The sequence below is a fragment of the Arenibacter certesii DSM 19833 genome (genome assembly GCF_000429545.1).
In the GTDB taxonomy this organism is placed as follows: Bacteria; Bacteroidota; Bacteroidia; order Flavobacteriales; family Flavobacteriaceae; genus Arenibacter; species Arenibacter certesii.
Window position 1 is genome coordinate 19,494 of record NZ_AUCB01000026.1, and the last position, 17,174, is coordinate 36,667.

Consider the following 17,174-nt stretch of genomic DNA (forward strand, 5'->3'; position numbering starts at 1 on the left):
TATGTTCGACAAAGTATACGATGTTATAGTAGTAGGAGGGGGACACGCAGGGGCGGAAGCTGCAGCTGCAGCAGCTAATTTAGGTTCTAAAACCTTATTAGTTACCATGAGCTTACAAAATATAGGACAAATGTCTTGTAATCCCGCTATGGGCGGAATTGCAAAAGGACAGATTGTTAGAGAAATTGATGCCTTAGGCGGATATAGCGGAATCATAACAGATAAAAGCGCGATCCAATTTAAAATGCTTAACAAAAGCAAAGGTCCCGCAATGTGGAGTCCAAGGGCGCAGTGTGATAGAATGCGTTTTGCTGAAGAATGGAGAATAGCTCTAGAAAACACACCCAATGTAGATTTCTATCAGGAAATGGTTTCCGGTTTATTAATAGAAGAAAACAAAGTTGTTGGTGTAAGAACCAGTATGGGTTTAGAAATAAAATCGAAATCCGTTGTTTTAACCAACGGAACTTTTCTGAACGGATTAATCCATATTGGAGATAAACAAATGGGTGGTGGTAGATCAGGGGAAAAGGCCTCCACAGGAATTACCGAACAATTAGTAGCATTAGGTTTTGATAGTGGCCGAATGAAAACTGGTACTCCTCCGAGAGTAGACGGAAGATCGTTAGATTATTCTGTAATGATTCCCCAACCAGGTGACCTACATCCAGAAACTTTTTCTTACCTAGACACCAAACCACTTGCCACACAAAGAGAATGTCATATGTCTCATACCAGTGCGCTTGTTCACGATTTATTGAGAGAAGGTTTTGATAGATCTCCTATGTTTAATGGCAGAATCAAAAGTTTAGGTCCAAGATACTGTCCGTCCATAGAAGATAAAATAAATCGTTTTGCAGACAAGGACAGTCACCAACTGTTTGTTGAACCAGAAGGGTGGAATACCGTAGAGGTGTATGTAAACGGATTCTCTACATCACTACCAGAAGATGTTCAATTTAAAGCATTGCGCTCCGTAAAAGGATTTGAAAAAGTAAAATTCTTTAGACCAGGATACGCAATTGAATATGATTATTTTCCTCCAACCCAATTAAAACATACCTTAGAAACTAAATTAATAGACCACCTTTATTTTGCAGGACAGATCAACGGAACAACCGGATATGAAGAAGCAGCCTCCCAAGGTTTAATGGCTGGAATAAATGCTCACCTTAAATTAAATGAGAAAGATCCATTTATTCTACAGAGAGATGAAGCTTACATTGGAGTATTAATAGATGACCTTATAACTAAAGGCACAGAAGAACCCTATAGAATGTTCACTTCAAGAGCAGAATATAGAACACTGTTAAGGCAAGATAACGCAGATTTAAGACTAACTCCTAAGAGCTTTAAAATTGGTTTAGCTACAAAAGAAAGAATGGAGAGAATGGAGTTAAAAGAAAAACAATCCAATTCTTTTATACAGTTCTTTAAAGAAACAAGCTTCTCACCAGAAGAAGTAAACCCAATATTAGAACGACTAGATTCTTCCTTGGTTAAACAGCCAGATAAAATGTTTAAGGTCTTTTCTAGACCTAAAGTCACTATGGACCACATGAAGGAATTAGATGTAGTATCTACCTATATTAACCAAAACAGTTTAGATAGGGAAGTGTTAGAGCAAACGGAAATTCAAGTTAAATACTCTGGGTATATCGCTAAAGAAAAAAACAATGCCGATAAACTTCAGCGTTTAGAAAACATAAAAATTCCAGCAGATTTCGATTACAGTAATATTAAATCTTTGTCTTTTGAAGCAAGAGAAAAGCTAAAATCAATAAAGCCAATTAGCATTTCACAAGCATCAAGAATTAGCGGAGTATCTCCAAGTGACATAAGTGTCCTTCTAGTTTATATGGGTAGATAGTTATATTTTGGATATGCTATCGAAATAAACCCTATAAATAGTAGTTTAAACAAAAATAGCTAATGTTCCACGTGGAACATTAGCTATTTTAATACGCAATATATTGATAATCACTAATTTAATATATTTACAAAAGCCCAATATAGCCATATTCAATAGAAATAAGGCCTCCTAATACATCTAAAAGGCAATACATAATCCGTTAGAAGTTCTTTTGACCAATACTACCTAAATACTTAATAGTAAGGGAGCGTTAATTTCAGAGGTAAACTAACCACCGCTAAGATTCTAAACAGTAAAAAATAAAAAGGAACCATATCAAGCAACAATACCTAGTTGTTGAAAATTGAAAGACTACTTCCTTCTAATCATCTTTAAATTAATTGAACGTTTAAAAGTACCATCATAGTAAAATTAACTTAATATCATTAAAAAAGGGGAAACATGTAACCAATAAGTACTAAAACCCGTCTTACATAATGGGTCATTAAATCCTTTTTATTTCCCTCTCAATTAAAGTATCTTCGTCACAATTTAAACGCTATTTGGAAAAATGAAATCCAATGATTTATATTTAGATTGTAAAGACCATTCCGTAAGTGGTGAAAATTTTCAACTGCTATACCAAGCTAAAACGGATATGTTAGTTACCAATCCACAGCCAGAAAATTTAGAACAATATTATCAGAGCGATGATTATATTTCCCATACCGATTCCAATAAAACCATCGTCGATAAAGTATATCAGACGGTAAAAATTTTTAATTTAAAATCTAAAACCAATCTTATAAGGAGATATTCTAACGACGGTACAAATCTTTTAGATGTAGGTTCGGGGACGGGAGACTTTTTAATGGCCGCTAAAAAGAAAGGATGGAAAACAATAGGAGTGGAACCCAATACTAAAGCGAGAACAAAAGCTAAAGAAAAAGGGGTGGAGGTAGTATCTAACGTAGAAATGATTTCCAACACAAAATTTGATACAATTACCTTATGGCATGTTCTAGAACATCTCCCTAATTTGGAAGAACAGATAAAAACCTTAACCGGTCTTCTAGCAGAAAATGGAACGCTTATAATTGCAGTACCAAATTACAAATCATACGATGCTAAATATTATAAAAGCAATTGGGCAGCATTTGATGTCCCAAGACACTTATGGCACTTTTCAAAAAATAGCATCTCGGCGCTGTTTGAAAAACATAATTTTAGAGTTGTTAAAACTAAGCCGATGCTTTTTGATGCGTTTTACGTTTCCCTATTATCTGAAAAATATAAATCAAAGAAACAGAATTTTATAAAAGCGATTTATATCGGATTAAAATCAAATATCTACGGTTGGAGAACCAAAGAGTATTCCTCGCATATATATATCCTTAAAAATGCTTCAAACGTAATTTAATCGCGTTTAATGCCGATTTATAAGGCATACTATCCAACCATATTGCCTAGATATAGAAACTGTCTTAAAACGGATGTATGAAGGTATATTTTAATAAATATAATCTATAACAGTGGATTTATCTATCAATAATCCTTATATTAATATAATTGGAAAAATTAATTCGTGAGCTTAACAAAAAAAATATTCATGAAAATCGGAATCCGCACAATTTTTTACAATTAATAAAAAAGCTTTTCTATTTTTACGCAAAATATAAAAACGGGAAAATGAAAAAATTAGTTTTGGCTTTGGTGTTTTTAGGAATGCTTTCTTGCCAACAAGAAAAAATAGGATTTGTTGATAACGTAAAGTTAATGGATTCTTATAAAGAAAAGTTGGATGTTGAAAATAGATTCAAATCCCGTTCAGAAAGATTTACCAAAAAAAGAGATAGCATCTCCCAAGCATTCCAAATTGAAGCTCAAGCTTTTCAAGCAAAAGCACAAAAATTATCTCAAGCCAAAGCTCAGGAAGAATACGGAGCATTACAGCAACGAAGTCAATTTATTGGTCAACAATTACAACAAGAAGAACAAGAGCTTCAGATGAAAGGCCAAACTGAAATGGATAGTCTAGTGTCTAAAGTAAAAAAGGAAATAAAAAAATATGGAAAAGCTAATGGATATTCTTTTATCCTTAGTGGAGGAGAAGGGGGTAGTGTTCTTTATGGAACAGAAGCCCATGACATAACCGACGCCATTGTTAAAATATTGAATGATAAATACGAAGAATAAAGAATACCTTATTATCGTAAGTAGTACTGAAGCCTTGGGTTAGAAATCCAAGGCTTTTTCTATTTTATAGGTGCAGACCCTCTAAAATTAAACCCTATATTTAATCTAAAAGGAGTTCTACCTATATAGAAACGCATAGCACAAGTTCTTTATAGTAAAACTGTTAGATATAAAAAGGTATCCTACAACATTTAGTAGCGCTCCCAATAAGACTTTTAAAAAAGAGCGAACCCTAATTTGTGGAAAAATAATCATACCCTACTTAGTTAATAAAATACGAAACAACTTTTATCAATAGGGGTTTTAATGATAAAAATCCCTTAAGAATTTATATTGTACGAAAAAACTTAAAGAACGATAAGAAATATAATTCAAACTTTTACAATATTCTTCAATTTTATGTTAATTTTTAACAACATAACGAGAATATTGTCCTCTTCATCGTACTTTTGCGTTCACCCCACTTAACAATAAATTAAGAAAGGTTGAAATAAATGAATTAACTTTTTGAAGTACTAATTAAAGTAATCAATTTAACCATCAATCATTTAGATTTATTATTAGCATAATTATCAAAACGAGAAATTAACACTAACTGACATCTGGAAACTATGAAAACAAAAATTACTCTATTATTATTAATGAATTTCTTTTTTATAACGCATCTCTCCGCACAATGTTCGGGAGCTGATTTTGAAGAAAAGAATGGAATTGCCATTTTAGAAATGGAAGCCAAAACAGCAGGAAGCTGGAGAAAGGAAGCACGTTCTGGTGCTTCAGCTGGTTCAGCTATAGTATACAGGGGAAGTAATTCCTTTAGCGGACCAAGTAGTTCCGTTATTACCTATAATGTGAAAATTAATTCTCCCGGTACTTATCGTTTTATATGGAGAAACAGTATCGCCATTATTGCGAGTTCTAATGCTGCGACAGAACATAACGATTCTTGGTTAAAAATAAACGCTAGCAATTTTTTTGGTTTAAAAGGTTCTCACAGAGTTTACCCAAAAGGTTCTGGTAAATCACCAGTGCCAAATGGCGCTGGAGGAGGGGGATATTTTAAAATATTCACTAATATTATAAACTGGAGTTGGTCTACACAGACCAGTGATCACGATGATCATTATATCTATGCTACATTTAATAACCCAGGTGTATACTCCATACAAGTATCAGGAAGGTCTCAAGGGCATTCTATTGATAGAATGGTACTTTATAAAGAGAGTAATTATAGTGCATCACAGGCACAAAATTTGGCAACATCACAAACAAATTGTACAGGCGGTTCTACCCCTCCACCAACAACTCCTCCAACTACCAATGTAGCTCCAACCGTGAGTTTTACCAACATAAAAAACGGACAAGTTTTCCCAGTAGGGAGTAGTTTTCCCGTAGGAATAGCTGCAAAAGATTCCGATGGAAGTATAAGCAAACATCAGATCTATGTAAACAACGCATTGGTGGACACTGACGGGGCAAATTATTCACCGCATCAACTCACCAAATTAACTGCAGGAAGTTATACGGTAAAAGCAACTGTTACCGACAACCGCGGCGCAACCGGTTCAGCTACAGTAAACTTTGTTGTTGGCAGTGGTACAACACCCCCAACAACACCACCAACTACCCCCCCTTCAGGTAATAATCCACCTTCTGTTAGTTTTACCAACATAAGTAATGGACAAAATTTTGTTGTAGGAAGCAGTTTCCCGATTCTTATCGCAGCAACTGATTCCGATGGTAGTATCAGTAAACATCAGATTTACGTGAACGGAAAATTAGTAGATACGGACGGTGCAACCTATACTGCACATCCACTTACCAAATTAAGTGCAGGAAGCTATACCATCAAAGCAACTGTTACCGATAATAAAGGAGCTGCTACCTCTGCAACGGTAAACTTTACTGTAGGTGGAAGTACGACCACACCACCGACAACACCGCCCACAACACCACCAACAGGAGGAAATACTCCCCCTACGGTGAGGATTTCTACTTTAACTGATGGACAAACTGTTAAAGTTGGTAGCACGGTATCTGTTGGCGTGATTGCAAATGATAGTGACGGTAGTATTGCTAAGCATCAAATTTTTGTGAACGGCATATTGGTAGATACCGATGGCGCCAATTTTACTCCACATCCCATTGTTGGAATTAAAGCTGGTAACCATCAAATTAAAGCAACAGTTACGGATAATAAAGGGGCAACAGCAACAACTACGATAAATATCGTAGCAGGTACTGGAACACCTACAACGCCCACACCTCCAACAACACCAACCAATCCTACCATTAGCTTAGATTTGATAAAAGCATCTACAAATGCAAAAATTACTTCGATTTCTAATGGTGTTTCCTTAAGTTCAACCAATGCACAAGGAATGAACATAAGAGCAAATGCTCCTAGTGGAACAAAAAGTGTTGTGTTTAGACTTTCTGGCACCCAATCTAGGTACTGGGTTGAATCTGCCGCTCCTTATGCCTTATTTGGCGATATAGGTGGTAATTACAACCCTCATAACCTTCCGAATGGATCGTATACTTTAAGTGCCTCGGCATATTCATCTAATGGTGGATCTGGAACACTAATTGCTAATTCTACTATAAGTTTTACAGTAGGTGGTGCTTCCACTTTTAATGCCTTAAGTGCAAGAAGCAATTCGAGACCTGATAGAAGCGATAAAACAATTGCCTATCCAAATCCTGTTCAGACTGATGGAAGGGTATCCCTAAAATTAGCTGAGGGTAAGTCGGGTGAGCATACCTATTATATCACCAATTCGCTTGGAATTCAAATTGATCAAGGTAAATTTAAAATCCAAGGTTCACAGAAGGAAGTTGATTTACAACTTTCGAATGTAGGAAGACAAATACCTGGTGTTTATTACCTCACTATATTAAATGGAAATTCTAAGGAAACAATCCCATTAATTAGAGAGTAAAAAAAGGATTAAAAAAGTTTAAAAATCAGCTTCCGAGACGAAGCTGATTTTTTTTTATTTTAAATATAAGAATCCCATAACTTGTAATGAACTACAAGGGGAACCGACCAAATAACTATTACTATTATTGTATGTTTACCAATTAACTATGATTTAGGTCCAAGACAATGGAAAATAAAACCGCCATACTTGTTTTTGCCAATTCTGCTAGGGAAGAAATTAAGCATAAGGAAATCCCTGGTGGCGGAGCTTTATTCAACGGACTAACAACACATACGTTAAAAACCGTAGAAAATACAAAATTGCCCTTTTTCCATTGCACCGAGCAGCAGCAATGGGGAAATAGTTTTGGGGAACGTTTTCTAAATGCCATAAATTGGGTATTTGATAAAGGTTACCAAAACGTCATCACAATTGGTAACGATACCCCACAATTAACAACAAATCTAATTTTAAATACGCATTCACAATTAACAGACAATAAAATAGTATTAGGACCCTCTTGCGATGGTGGATTCTACCTAATGGGATTTCATAAATCATTATTAAAAATTATAGGAGAGGACCAATTTAAAAACCTCCCATGGAAAACTGCCAGTTTAAACAATACACTAAATAAACTTTTAAAATTTATAAATGGGACAACTGTAAGTTTACCTACTTTACAAGATCTAGATGATCTAAGTGACGTGAAAACATTAATGGACCTATACCCAACCTTTACAAACAAAATTAGGGCAATACTGAGGTCTATCTTTCGAACCGTTATAAACATAATTGCATTACCTCTTCAGTTAACCCGCTTATATTTTTTTAACTACTACTTTAATAAAGGTTCTCCAGCACTAGAATTATCAAAAATATAATTCGAAGATATTTAAAATTTGTTGCCCAGTAGCGCCAAAATTTTATGACCTCTTTATCCATTTTCGGATATGCAATTCTATAAAATAATCCATTTAATAAACACAGGTACCATCAAGCAGTTAAACCTTGTGATACCCTATTTACTATAACATTAATTTTAAAGACAATAACAATGGCAGATACATACTACAATCCAGCAGACTTAAGAAAATTTGGCAAAATAAGCGAATGGAGTGAGGAATTAGGAACTAAATTTTTTGATTATTATGGAAAGGTCTTTGAAGAAGGTGCACTAAGTGCAAGAGAAAAATCCCTTATCGCCCTAGCGGTATCACATGTGGTAAAATGTCCCTATTGTATTGATGCGTATACCAAAGACGGCCTAGAGAAAGGTATTACGAAGGAAGAAATGATGGAGGCTGTCCATGTAGGCGCAGCCATAGAAGGAGGGGCTACATTAGTACACGGGGTGCAAATGATGAACAAATACAACAAATTAAGCATGTAGTTTATCGCCATACAGAAATAGTCAAAGTAGGATTATGAGTCTAATAGATCTGGAAAGAAGCACATGAATAAAGTTAAAATGGCAACAAAATCATTAAAGGCAAGACAAGATGAACTTGCTATAGGGAACAAGCAGCTAGAAATTCTTAATGGAGGGCCTTTTAAGGAAGGGGAATTACCTTATTTTAAGGATAAAATAGACCAGATTGGAAGATTTCCATTGCGCCCCAATAAATTAGAAATCCTTCAAATCAATGTAGGATATATGTGCAATCAGGTCTGTGAACATTGCCATGTAGATGCAGGTCCGGATAGGAAAGAAATTATGACCAAAGAAACCATGGCACTTTGTTTGGAAGTAATAAAAAATACCGGTGCCCACACCTTGGACCTTACTGGAGGAGCACCCGAAATGAACCCTAATTTTAGATGGTTTGTAGAGGAAGCATCTAAACTAGGGATAAAAGATTTTATTGTACGGTCTAACTTAACCATCATCCGTGCAAATAAAAAATATTATGACCTACCTCAGTTTTTTAAAAAACACAATGTCCACGTAATTTCTTCTATGCCTCATTACACTAGGGGAAAAACAGATAAGCAAAGGGGAGACGGAGTATTTGATAAGTCCATTCAGGCCCTAAAGGATTTGAATGCAGTTGGTTATGGTATGGAAAACAGTCCTCTTAAATTAGATTTGGTCTATAATCCTTCTGGTGCCTTCTTGCCCGGTAACCAAGAAGCCATGGAGCGCGACTTTAAAAAGGCCTTAAAAGAAGATTTTGATATCAGTTTTCATCAGCTATTTGCTATTACTAATTTGCCCATAGCACGTTTCTTAGACTATCTTATTGCTTCAGAAAATTATGAGGATTATATGTATTCCTTGGTTGAAGCGTACAATCCTGTAGCAGTTGCCAATGTAATGTGTACTAATACCATTTCTGTAAGTTGGGACGGATGGTTGTACGATTGTGATTTTAATCAAATGCTAGGTTTAAAAGTGGCTAGTACCGTAAAACATATTAAAGAGTATAATGAAGTTATCCTTAACAATAGGGAGATCATTATTTCACAACATTGTTACGGTTGTACTGCCGGTGCAGGCAGTAGTTGCCAAGGAAACGTTATATAAAGGATTTTTAAGAAGTAGTTTTCCTATTATATATGAGGAGTCCTAATAAACTGTATGGTCTGTTAGGGCTCTTTATGATAAGTCTATATTCTAGATTGGGTGTTTCAACGAAAATAATGTTACTTTTAACATACCACTTTTAATATTTCTTCCCATGTGGAGTTAGGGTAACAAACTTAGAGGTCTGTTTACCAAAAACCCAACTATGAAGAACCAAATTAAACGGCTTGCCACAATAAATAGAATCCAATCTACGGGATTGGAACTTTTCTATCAAAAAGGATTTTACAATACCAGTTTAGACGATATATTAAAAAAACTATCTCTTTCCAAAGGTGCTTTTTACTATCATTTTCAATCCAAGGAGGAATTCTTTATAAGTATCGCACAGACGCTATTATTTAGAAAAGTATACCTGGATCTTATAGCACCGATTGAAGGAAAGGAAGACCCCTTAGATACTATTATCCAGTGTCTGGATACTAATTTAGAAACTGCAGAGAATAACTTTTTGGATTATGGATTTATACTGGGGAATTTTATTACAGAGTTTAATGGTAAAAATCCAGAGGTTATGACCTATCTACAAGATATTTTAACGGTATGGGAAGTTAATCTGGTAACTATTCTACAGAAAGGAAAAACCGATGGTTATATCAGTAGACATGTGGATAGTGAAGCTCTTGCCTCTTTTATAATTTCCTCCTATATGGGGGTACGTACTTTAATGGTAGAGAAAAAAAATAAGCGACTTAGGTATAAATATATACAACAGTTACGACAATATTTTAAAACAATGGACAGTAGGGCTACCGTTTAGCTTATTGTACTTTTAATATTTCCAAGGCTTTACCTAATACCAACTCTGGTGAAATGCTTCTCATAGCATTCTCATAGCCAGATGGAAATTTATTTCCGTATACCGAGGTTGGGATCAGGGGATATTTTTCTCTGTCTGAAACCAGTACATTTTCTCCTTGACCAAAGGGATAAAATCCTGCGTAGGGATGAGTAACTCCCCATAAGGTGATACAAGGTACCCCAAACATGGCCGACAAATGTGCATTGCCACTATCCATAGCTATCATCAGCTTCAATTGTGAGATAACAGCCAGTTCTTCCTTAAAGGGAATTTTACCTACCAGATTAAGACAATTTTCATATTTATCTTCCCAGATTGCCAATTTTGTCCGTTCCATTTCTCCTCCTCCAAAGAGTAAAATATGAAACAAACCAGCACTATTTAACCCAGCAACCACTTTCTCCATCAAATCCAAGGGATACATTTTACCATCAAATGCAGCGAATGGAGCAATACCTATCCATTGCTTTGTGGTATCCTTTATCACCATTTGAGTTTTAGAAGAAATCCTTCGTATTGGAAGTAAATTAACCTCTTCTAAAGGTACTGGAAACCCGAGCGTTGAAAAAACATCGGCATAGCGCTGATGCGTAGTTTTTAAAGGTTTAAATACTTTCTTGGAAAGAGAGGTCAACGCCCCTTTTTCTGTCCTTCCTTTATCTATTTGTACAAAACGAGTAGCTCCCATTGCAAAAAAAGCCCTTAGGACATTACTACGCATCACATTATGCAAATCGGCAACTACATCTATCTGCAGTAATTTTAATTCGTTATATAGCCTCCATAGGCCTAGAACACCCTTATGTTTACCCTTTACATCGGCTTCAAAAACCGTTAGCCTAGGAAGACCCTCAAAAATAGGTTTAAAAAATCCTTTGGTAAGAACTGTTATTCTAGTATTGGGATAGTGCTGAAGCAGACCAGCTATAATAGGAACAGTCATGGCAACATCTCCCATAGCAGACATCCTAATGACCAATATGTGGACTTCCTGTGAATGTAAATTTTTACCGGTATCCATACCTTCGTTAGGATTTTTTAAAAAAATTGTGATTATCTCTAGATAACCAAGGGATGCCTTAGTTCTTTTTTCGAAGTACCGGATTTAATTCATCGTCATTATACATTTTCATCTGCTTATAGACTTTCATGTATTTTTTTCCGGATTCAATATCAGCTAACAACTGGTTTATGGCCGTAAAAAGATCTTTTCTTTGTTCTAGTAGAATGTTAAGTTTTGCCTGGCATTTTTCTATATGTTCTGGAGATGCATCAGTTCTGTTTACTTCCTCCTGCATATGATATATTTTAAGTGCTAAAATAGATAACCTGTCTATAGCCCAAGCCGGACTTTCGGTATTTATAGTAGCCTCTTCTGCTTTGGTAACGGATTGATATTTATTTAGAAAATAACTATCTATATATTCCACTAAATCTGTTCTATCCTGATTACTAGCATCAATTTTTCTTTTCAACTTAAGGGCTGCTACCGGATCAATATTAGGATCTCTAATAATATCCTCATAATGCCATTGAACTGTGTCTATCCAATTTTTTCTATATAGCAGGTGGGCAATGTCATCTTTAGGATATGGATTGGTGAAAACTTGATCCACATTATCCTCTATATGATATTTATCAATACTCTCATTAAATATTTTAAAAGCAAACTCACTAAACATAGTCTTATCTTTTATTTACAAATATACCTTTAATTTAATTTAAAAGATCCGAGACAACAGAACAATAAATGGTAGCACAATAACTGAAATTAGTACCAATTCCTTTACTCTATCTTTTTTTATGGTTTCTAAATAGGTAGTCATGAAAACCACTGAAGGGAAAAACGTAAGCATAATTGGATGGTGTTCAGAAGAAGATTTAAAAAGGAAAATTACCAAGCCTACAAGAAATAAGTATAGCACCAACCGCATGCTCATTAGCCAATTTAAGCCAACGTTACCTAACCTAATATAACTGATTAAACCGCTCAATAGCACTATGAATACATAAAGAAATAAATAGGCAACATTTTCAAAATCATTAAAATAAGAAGGTGTTATTACCATATTAAAGACATAATGATCAGAAAGAAAATAAGGATCTTTTAATAACACCAGAATAGCCAGTGTAATTATAGACATCGCAATTATTGCCACAAATGGAATAAGCCAATTACGAATATTTTTAGCCTGATAAAAATAGATAGCAACAAAAACAAGCAGTAGATAAAGTAAGGCCCAATCGTAAAACAAGCTGGCTATTAAAATCCATACGGAAGCGTCAAATATTTTAAGTTTTACCTCTTTAAAGGATCGTAAGCTCAACAATCTTCTTACCGCCAATAAAATAAAGAAACTACAGAAAATAGCATCGGAATCTAGTAATACCCTTGGGAAAAACACGATAAGAAGGGTGTAAAATAAAATAGATAAAGAATTAGATCCCGTAATTTTATTTCTGTTGGTTATAAAATTTACTAGGAATATACTCAGCATTAAACAGCCCAAAATCACGGATTGTTCAAATAGCTGATCCACAGTATAGGTCTGTTGGAACATCACTAAATGCACAAACCAATAGAAGACAAAAAGGAATACAAGGAGTATTATATAATTAATTGGCTTTGTTTTCCCAAAAATGCTTGAAATCATTCTAGTTTTTTATATTTTTGTAGGTAAATATAATTAAGATGAATACATTTTTTTACGGTATCGAGGATTTATTTGTAAATGTGCTACTTGCACCACTTGATGCCTTACGTTCTATGGAAAGCTGGTGGGCAGCTAATACATTGAATTGGGTTTTCATATTGATCGGTTTTGTAGCCTTCGTATACTGGATGTTACAACTAAAAAATTATAATGATAGCGGTGAAGAAAATAAGGAAATTACTGCACATGATTACCTTTAAATTGCCGGTAAGAAACCAAACCCAAAATAAAAAAAGATTGCTTTCGCAATCTTTTTTTATTCCCTAATAAGTTCTATACCCTGCTCAATGTTAAGTTTATCCTTGGGCAAAAATCCTTTTACAATTAGTACAACTCCACAAAGAATTAGAATAATACCTAGCCCTTTCTTAACCAGATGAATTCTTCTTTTGGTTAATTTTCTACGCAATTGCTTTGCTAGAAGTATTTTAAAAATATCTGTAATAAAATAAGCACCTATCATGGCTCCAAAGAAAGTCCATATCCTTTTAGGATCATTATCCAAACTAGGCCCTACCACAATAATAATCCCAAGCCAAAACACCAAAACGCCAATATTGATGAAGTTTAGTAAAAAGCCTTTTACAAAAAGACTTAAGTAATCTCCTTTGGTAACCCTTATTTTTTCTACGGAATGTTTGGACTCCTTCTTTAGAACATTCGTAAGTCCGTAGATCAATAGTATAACGCCACCAAATACATACAGACCAGGCTGGTTACTTAAATTTTCCAACAACTGAAAACTACTGAAATAGGCTACCGTAATAAAAATAACATCAGCAATTATTACTCCAAAATCAAAACAGAGAGCGGCTCTAAATCCTTTAATAGCACTAGTTTCCAGTAATACAAAAAACACAGGACCTATCATAAAACTCAGTAAAAAGCCTAATGGTATTGCCGCCTGTACATCTTCAATCATACAATTTATTTAACACCCTGGGAATTGGTACCCTGGTAATAGGGTTATGTGGTTATACTTACGTTACTATTCAATTTTAAAAAACGGTTACTATTTCATTCGGGTGATTTTTCCGCCAAAAATTGTTTTCTCTTCCATTCTAGACGGATTGCCATAAACCATTACTTCCCCACCTGCTTTTACACTTGCTTGAACGTAATCTGTTGCAAAAATTTCTGCTCTGGAACCTGCGTTTACGTTAACGGTACTGAATTTCGTTTTAAACTCCTTTCCATTATAAATACCACCCGTGTTTATTTGAACATCCTGGTTATGCGAGCTGCCAACCGCAGTTATCATACCACCCATTACGCTTTTTATTAATAGCTGTTCTACATTGGCATTTATAACCAACTCGCCTCCCTCCTGCGCCTTAAGCTCTAAAACCTTTTGTTTTACTGCTTCTTTAGAAGTAATCCTAGCATCCTCATTTGTATCTATTACCAACAAGTCATCTGAATAGAACAGATCCACAAAGGTTCTATATCCACTAAACAACTTATTAATTTCCATACGTATTTTAAGGACTCCTCCATTGTTAATTATAACAACATTATTGGTATTGACTCCGGTTATTACCGCCTTATTCTCATTAGATCTAATAAGGTTAATAGACAGGCCATCAAAAGCTTTTACTTCCTTAAAAGTACTGAGTTCCTGAACTAACTTCTCATTTTGTGCCCCTATGGGCAGTATCACGATTAGGCAGAACAGAATAATTGATATTTTTTGTTTCATTTGTTAAAAGCTATCGTTTTTATAAGAAGTGAACTAATAAATTCCCTATAAAAACATTTATCTTTACTTACAATCTACTATTAAGTTAAGCAGAAACAATCCCTAAATTCTATTCATCTTTAGAGGTATTTCAGCTTAACACAATAGTAGTTTAAACAAAATTCATTCCAAAACGCAGAACTAGTTCTTTTTCCCCAATAAGGAAAAATCCAAATGACGCTTAACTAGGTCGGTACTTTTAACCATAACGATCACCTCGTCTCCTAATTGATATGTCTTATTGGTTTTTTGACCAACAATAGCATACTCCTTTTCATCAAATGTATAGTAATCATCCTTTATGTCTCTAATACGGATCATTCCTTCACATTTATTCTCTATAATCTCCACATAAAGGCCCCATTCCGTAACCCCAGAAATAACTCCTACAAATTCGCGATCCTTATGGTCTTCCATAAATTTAATCTGCATGTATTTTATGGAATCTCTTTCGGCATTAGCGGCCAAACCTTCCATATTGGAAGAATGCTTACATTTTTCTTCGTATGTAGCTGCCTTAGCAGAATTACCACCATCCAAATAGTGTTGTAATAATCTATGTACCATAATATCTGGATACCTCCTAATTGGCGAAGTAAAATGGGTATAATAATCAAATGCCAATCCATAATGACCAATATTATCAACGGTATAAATGGCTTTGTTCATACTACGGATGGCCAAGGTATCAACCAAATTTTGTTCCTTTTTCCCTTTAACATCCTCTAGAAGTTGGTTTAAGGAACTGCTAATGGATTTTTTATCCTTAAAATTCAGTTTATGCCCGAAACGCGAAATTATTCCGTTTAAGGCCATTAATTTGTCCTCATCTGGTTCTGGGTGCACTCGGTATACAAAAGTTTTCTCTGGTTTTTGCTTACCTATAAACTGGGCTACTCTTCTATTGGCGAGTAGCATAAATTCCTCAATCAATTTATTGGCATCTTTGGACTCTTTAAAGTAAACACCTTCGGGTTCATTATTTTCATTCAAATTAAAACGGACTTCTACCTTATCAAAAGAAATAGCGCCTTCCTTCATTCGTTCAGAACGCATAATCTTGGCAAGCCTATCCAGTGTTAATGTGGCTTGTACCACTTCATCATCTACTGTATAAGCCTCATCCCTAATAGAAATCTCCTTACTTATATTTCCATCATGGGTTTCTATAATATACTGAGCTTCTTCATAAGAGAATCTTTCATTGGATTCAATAACCGTTCGTCCAAACCATTCTTTTTTAATTTTGGCATTAGTATCCAACTCAAAAACTGCAGAAAAGGTATATTTTTCTTCGTTCGGTCTTAGGGAACAAGCATTGTTAGACAACACTTCCGGTAACATAGGAACTACCCTGTCTACCAAATAAACAGAGGTTGCCCTATTATATGCTTCATCATCTAAGATGGTATCTGGCGTTAAGTAATGCGATACATCGGCAATATGGATTCCAATCTCATAATTTCCATTTTCTAGAACGGTAAAAGAAAGCGCATCATCAAAATCCTTGGCATCCTTTGGATCAATAGTAAAAGTAAGGCTATCACGCATATCCCTTCTTTTCGCTATTTCCTCCTCTTTTATAGAAGTATCCATTTTATTGGCAAACATCTCTACTTCTACTGGAAACTCGTGAGGTAATCCATATTCAGCTAAAATAGAATGAATTTCAGTATCGTGCTCACCTGGTTTACCTAAAACTTGAATAATACTACCAAACGGTGAATCGGCATTGTCCGGCCACTCTTTAATTTCTACAATTACTTTATCCCCATCTTTAGCCGTAGATAACTTATCTTTTGGAATAAAAATATCGGTATACATTCTATAATCCGTAGGGCGAACAAAGGCAAAATCTTTTTGCATATCCACGATTCCCACAAAAGAAGTTTTAAAACGAGATATTATCTTGGTAATCTCCCCTTCTAATTTTTTTCCTTTTCTTTTTGGAAAAATATAAACCTCTACCTCATCTTTATGAAAGGCTTTTTTTAGTTTATTGAATGGAACAAAAACATCGTCATCTATACCTTCAACTAGTATATAGGCATTACCCCTTCCTGTTATATCTACTTTTCCGTTATGATAGGTTTTGGTACTCGCAATAGCCTTATAATTCCCTTTTCCTTCTTCTTGGATCCTCCTTTTTTCCTTTAATTGGACTAAACGCTTTATTAGATTATTTCTATCGCTAGCATCCGTTATACCAATCTTAGCCGCTATTTGTTTATAGTTAAAGGTTTTTTGAGGTTCCTTTTCTAGAACAGTAAATATACCTTTGGTTATTTCGTTATTTCTGTGATTTTTGATTTTCTTCTTACTTTTTGACATCAACTCTTTAATTTTTGGAAAATTACGAAT

15 protein-coding genes are annotated in these 17,174 nt (G+C 34.8%); 9 read left to right on the plus strand and 6 right to left on the minus strand.

What is annotated here, in order from left to right; translation table 11 throughout:
• The first annotated feature begins 1 nt into the window (after position 1).
• From mnmG to G466_RS0113090, 8 genes are all read left to right on the plus strand, one after another.
• A complete protein-coding gene (gene mnmG, locus G466_RS0113055; RefSeq protein WP_026814075.1) occupies positions 2-1,870 on the plus strand; it encodes a tRNA uridine-5-carboxymethylaminomethyl(34) synthesis enzyme MnmG in 1,869 nt (622 codons plus the stop codon).
• Between the two features lie 553 nt (positions 1,871-2,423).
• The gene (locus tag G466_RS0113060; RefSeq protein WP_026814076.1) at positions 2,424-3,272 is read left to right on the plus strand and encodes a class I SAM-dependent methyltransferase; all 849 of its coding nucleotides are present in this window, start codon (positions 2,424-2,426) and stop codon (positions 3,270-3,272) included.
• Positions 3,273-3,421: 149 nt separating this feature from the next.
• Positions 3,422-4,048 (plus strand): OmpH family outer membrane protein, encoded by a 627-nt coding sequence (locus tag G466_RS0113065; RefSeq protein ID WP_373296623.1) that lies wholly within the window; start codon positions 3,422-3,424, stop codon positions 4,046-4,048.
• Between the two features lie 611 nt (positions 4,049-4,659).
• Positions 4,660-6,990, plus strand: a complete 2,331-nt coding sequence (locus G466_RS23205) for an Ig-like domain-containing protein (protein ID WP_051315657.1) — start codon at positions 4,660-4,662, stop codon at positions 6,988-6,990.
• Between the two features lie 167 nt (positions 6,991-7,157).
• Positions 7,158-7,856 (plus strand): TIGR04282 family arsenosugar biosynthesis glycosyltransferase, encoded by a 699-nt coding sequence (locus G466_RS0113075; protein ID WP_026814078.1) that lies wholly within the window; start codon positions 7,158-7,160, stop codon positions 7,854-7,856.
• Positions 7,857-8,029: 173 nt separating this feature from the next.
• Positions 8,030-8,365, plus strand: coding sequence for an arsenosugar biosynthesis-associated peroxidase-like protein (locus tag G466_RS0113080; protein ID WP_026814079.1), 336 nt, complete (start codon positions 8,030-8,032; stop codon positions 8,363-8,365).
• Positions 8,366-8,443: 78 nt separating this feature from the next.
• Positions 8,444-9,499 carry an arsenosugar biosynthesis radical SAM (seleno)protein ArsS gene (arsS, locus tag G466_RS0113085; RefSeq protein WP_026814080.1) on the plus strand — a complete coding sequence of 352 codons (1,056 nt, stop codon included), beginning with the start codon at positions 8,444-8,446 and terminating at the stop codon, positions 9,497-9,499.
• Between the two features lie 205 nt (positions 9,500-9,704).
• Positions 9,705-10,319: a TetR/AcrR family transcriptional regulator gene (locus G466_RS0113090; RefSeq protein WP_026814081.1), complete on the plus strand. Its 615-nt coding sequence runs from the start codon at positions 9,705-9,707 to the stop codon at positions 10,317-10,319.
• A 1-nt stretch (position 10,320) separates the two neighbouring features.
• Here G466_RS0113090 and G466_RS0113095 read toward each other — a convergent pair whose 3' ends face one another.
• The 3 genes from G466_RS0113095 to G466_RS0113105 are packed head-to-tail and all read right to left on the minus strand — an operon-like array spanning position 10,321 to position 13,015.
• On the minus strand, positions 10,321-11,382 hold the full coding sequence (locus G466_RS0113095) for a glycosyltransferase family 9 protein (RefSeq protein ID WP_229797222.1): 1,062 nt from the start codon (positions 11,380-11,382) through the stop codon (positions 10,321-10,323).
• A gap of 58 nt (positions 11,383-11,440) precedes the next feature.
• Positions 11,441-12,043, minus strand: a complete 603-nt coding sequence (locus G466_RS0113100) for a DUF4254 domain-containing protein (RefSeq protein ID WP_026814083.1) — start codon at positions 12,041-12,043, stop codon at positions 11,441-11,443.
• Between the two features lie 39 nt (positions 12,044-12,082).
• Positions 12,083-13,015 carry a DUF6427 family protein gene (locus G466_RS0113105; RefSeq protein ID WP_026814084.1) on the minus strand — a complete coding sequence of 311 codons (933 nt, stop codon included), beginning with the start codon at positions 13,013-13,015 and terminating at the stop codon, positions 12,083-12,085.
• 38 nt (positions 13,016-13,053) lie between these two features.
• On the opposite strand from G466_RS0113105, the gene G466_RS0113110 reads away from it, so the two are divergent.
• Positions 13,054-13,275, plus strand: coding sequence for a DUF6341 family protein (locus tag G466_RS0113110; RefSeq protein WP_026814085.1), 222 nt, complete (start codon positions 13,054-13,056; stop codon positions 13,273-13,275).
• A gap of 56 nt (positions 13,276-13,331) precedes the next feature.
• On the opposite strand, the gene G466_RS0113120 is transcribed toward G466_RS0113110, so the two are convergent.
• The 3 genes from G466_RS0113120 to rnr form a co-directional block, all read right to left on the minus strand.
• Entirely contained in the window at positions 13,332-13,997 is a 666-nt protein-coding gene (locus G466_RS0113120) for a LysE family translocator (protein WP_026814086.1), read from the minus strand.
• A gap of 90 nt (positions 13,998-14,087) precedes the next feature.
• On the minus strand, positions 14,088-14,774 hold the full coding sequence (locus tag G466_RS0113125; protein WP_026814087.1) for a head GIN domain-containing protein: 687 nt from the start codon (positions 14,772-14,774) through the stop codon (positions 14,088-14,090).
• 180 nt (positions 14,775-14,954) lie between these two features.
• A complete protein-coding gene (gene rnr, locus G466_RS0113130; RefSeq protein WP_026814088.1) occupies positions 14,955-17,144 on the minus strand; it encodes a ribonuclease R in 2,190 nt (729 codons plus the stop codon).
• Positions 17,145-17,174: the final 30 nt, after the last annotated feature.

Bases quoted from the DNA above. Each gene is read 5' to 3' on its own strand.
- arsS (WP_026814080.1), top strand. From the start codon at position 8,444: ATGGCAACAAAATCATTAAAGGCAAGACAAGATGAACTTGCTATAGGG.
- mnmG (WP_026814075.1), top strand. From the start codon at position 2: ATGTTCGACAAAGTATACGATGTTATAGTAGTAGGAGGGGGACACGCA.
- G466_RS0113090 (WP_026814081.1), top strand. From the start codon at position 9,705: ATGAAGAACCAAATTAAACGGCTTGCCACAATAAATAGAATCCAATCT.
- G466_RS0113100 (WP_026814083.1), bottom strand. From the start codon at position 12,043: ATGTTTAGTGAGTTTGCTTTTAAAATATTTAATGAGAGTATTGATAAA.
- G466_RS0113120 (WP_026814086.1), bottom strand. From the start codon at position 13,997: ATGATTGAAGATGTACAGGCGGCAATACCATTAGGCTTTTTACTGAGT.
- G466_RS0113080 (WP_026814079.1), top strand. From the start codon at position 8,030: ATGGCAGATACATACTACAATCCAGCAGACTTAAGAAAATTTGGCAAA.
- rnr (WP_026814088.1), bottom strand. From the start codon at position 17,144: ATGTCAAAAAGTAAGAAGAAAATCAAAAATCACAGAAATAACGAAATA.
- G466_RS0113060 (WP_026814076.1), top strand. From the start codon at position 2,424: ATGAAATCCAATGATTTATATTTAGATTGTAAAGACCATTCCGTAAGT.
- G466_RS0113075 (WP_026814078.1), top strand. From the start codon at position 7,158: ATGGAAAATAAAACCGCCATACTTGTTTTTGCCAATTCTGCTAGGGAA.
- G466_RS23205 (WP_051315657.1), top strand. From the start codon at position 4,660: ATGAAAACAAAAATTACTCTATTATTATTAATGAATTTCTTTTTTATA.
- G466_RS0113110 (WP_026814085.1), top strand. From the start codon at position 13,054: ATGAATACATTTTTTTACGGTATCGAGGATTTATTTGTAAATGTGCTA.
- G466_RS0113105 (WP_026814084.1), bottom strand. From the start codon at position 13,015: ATGATTTCAAGCATTTTTGGGAAAACAAAGCCAATTAATTATATAATA.
- G466_RS0113095 (WP_229797222.1), bottom strand. From the start codon at position 11,382: ATGGATACCGGTAAAAATTTACATTCACAGGAAGTCCACATATTGGTC.
- G466_RS0113125 (WP_026814087.1), bottom strand. From the start codon at position 14,774: ATGAAACAAAAAATATCAATTATTCTGTTCTGCCTAATCGTGATACTG.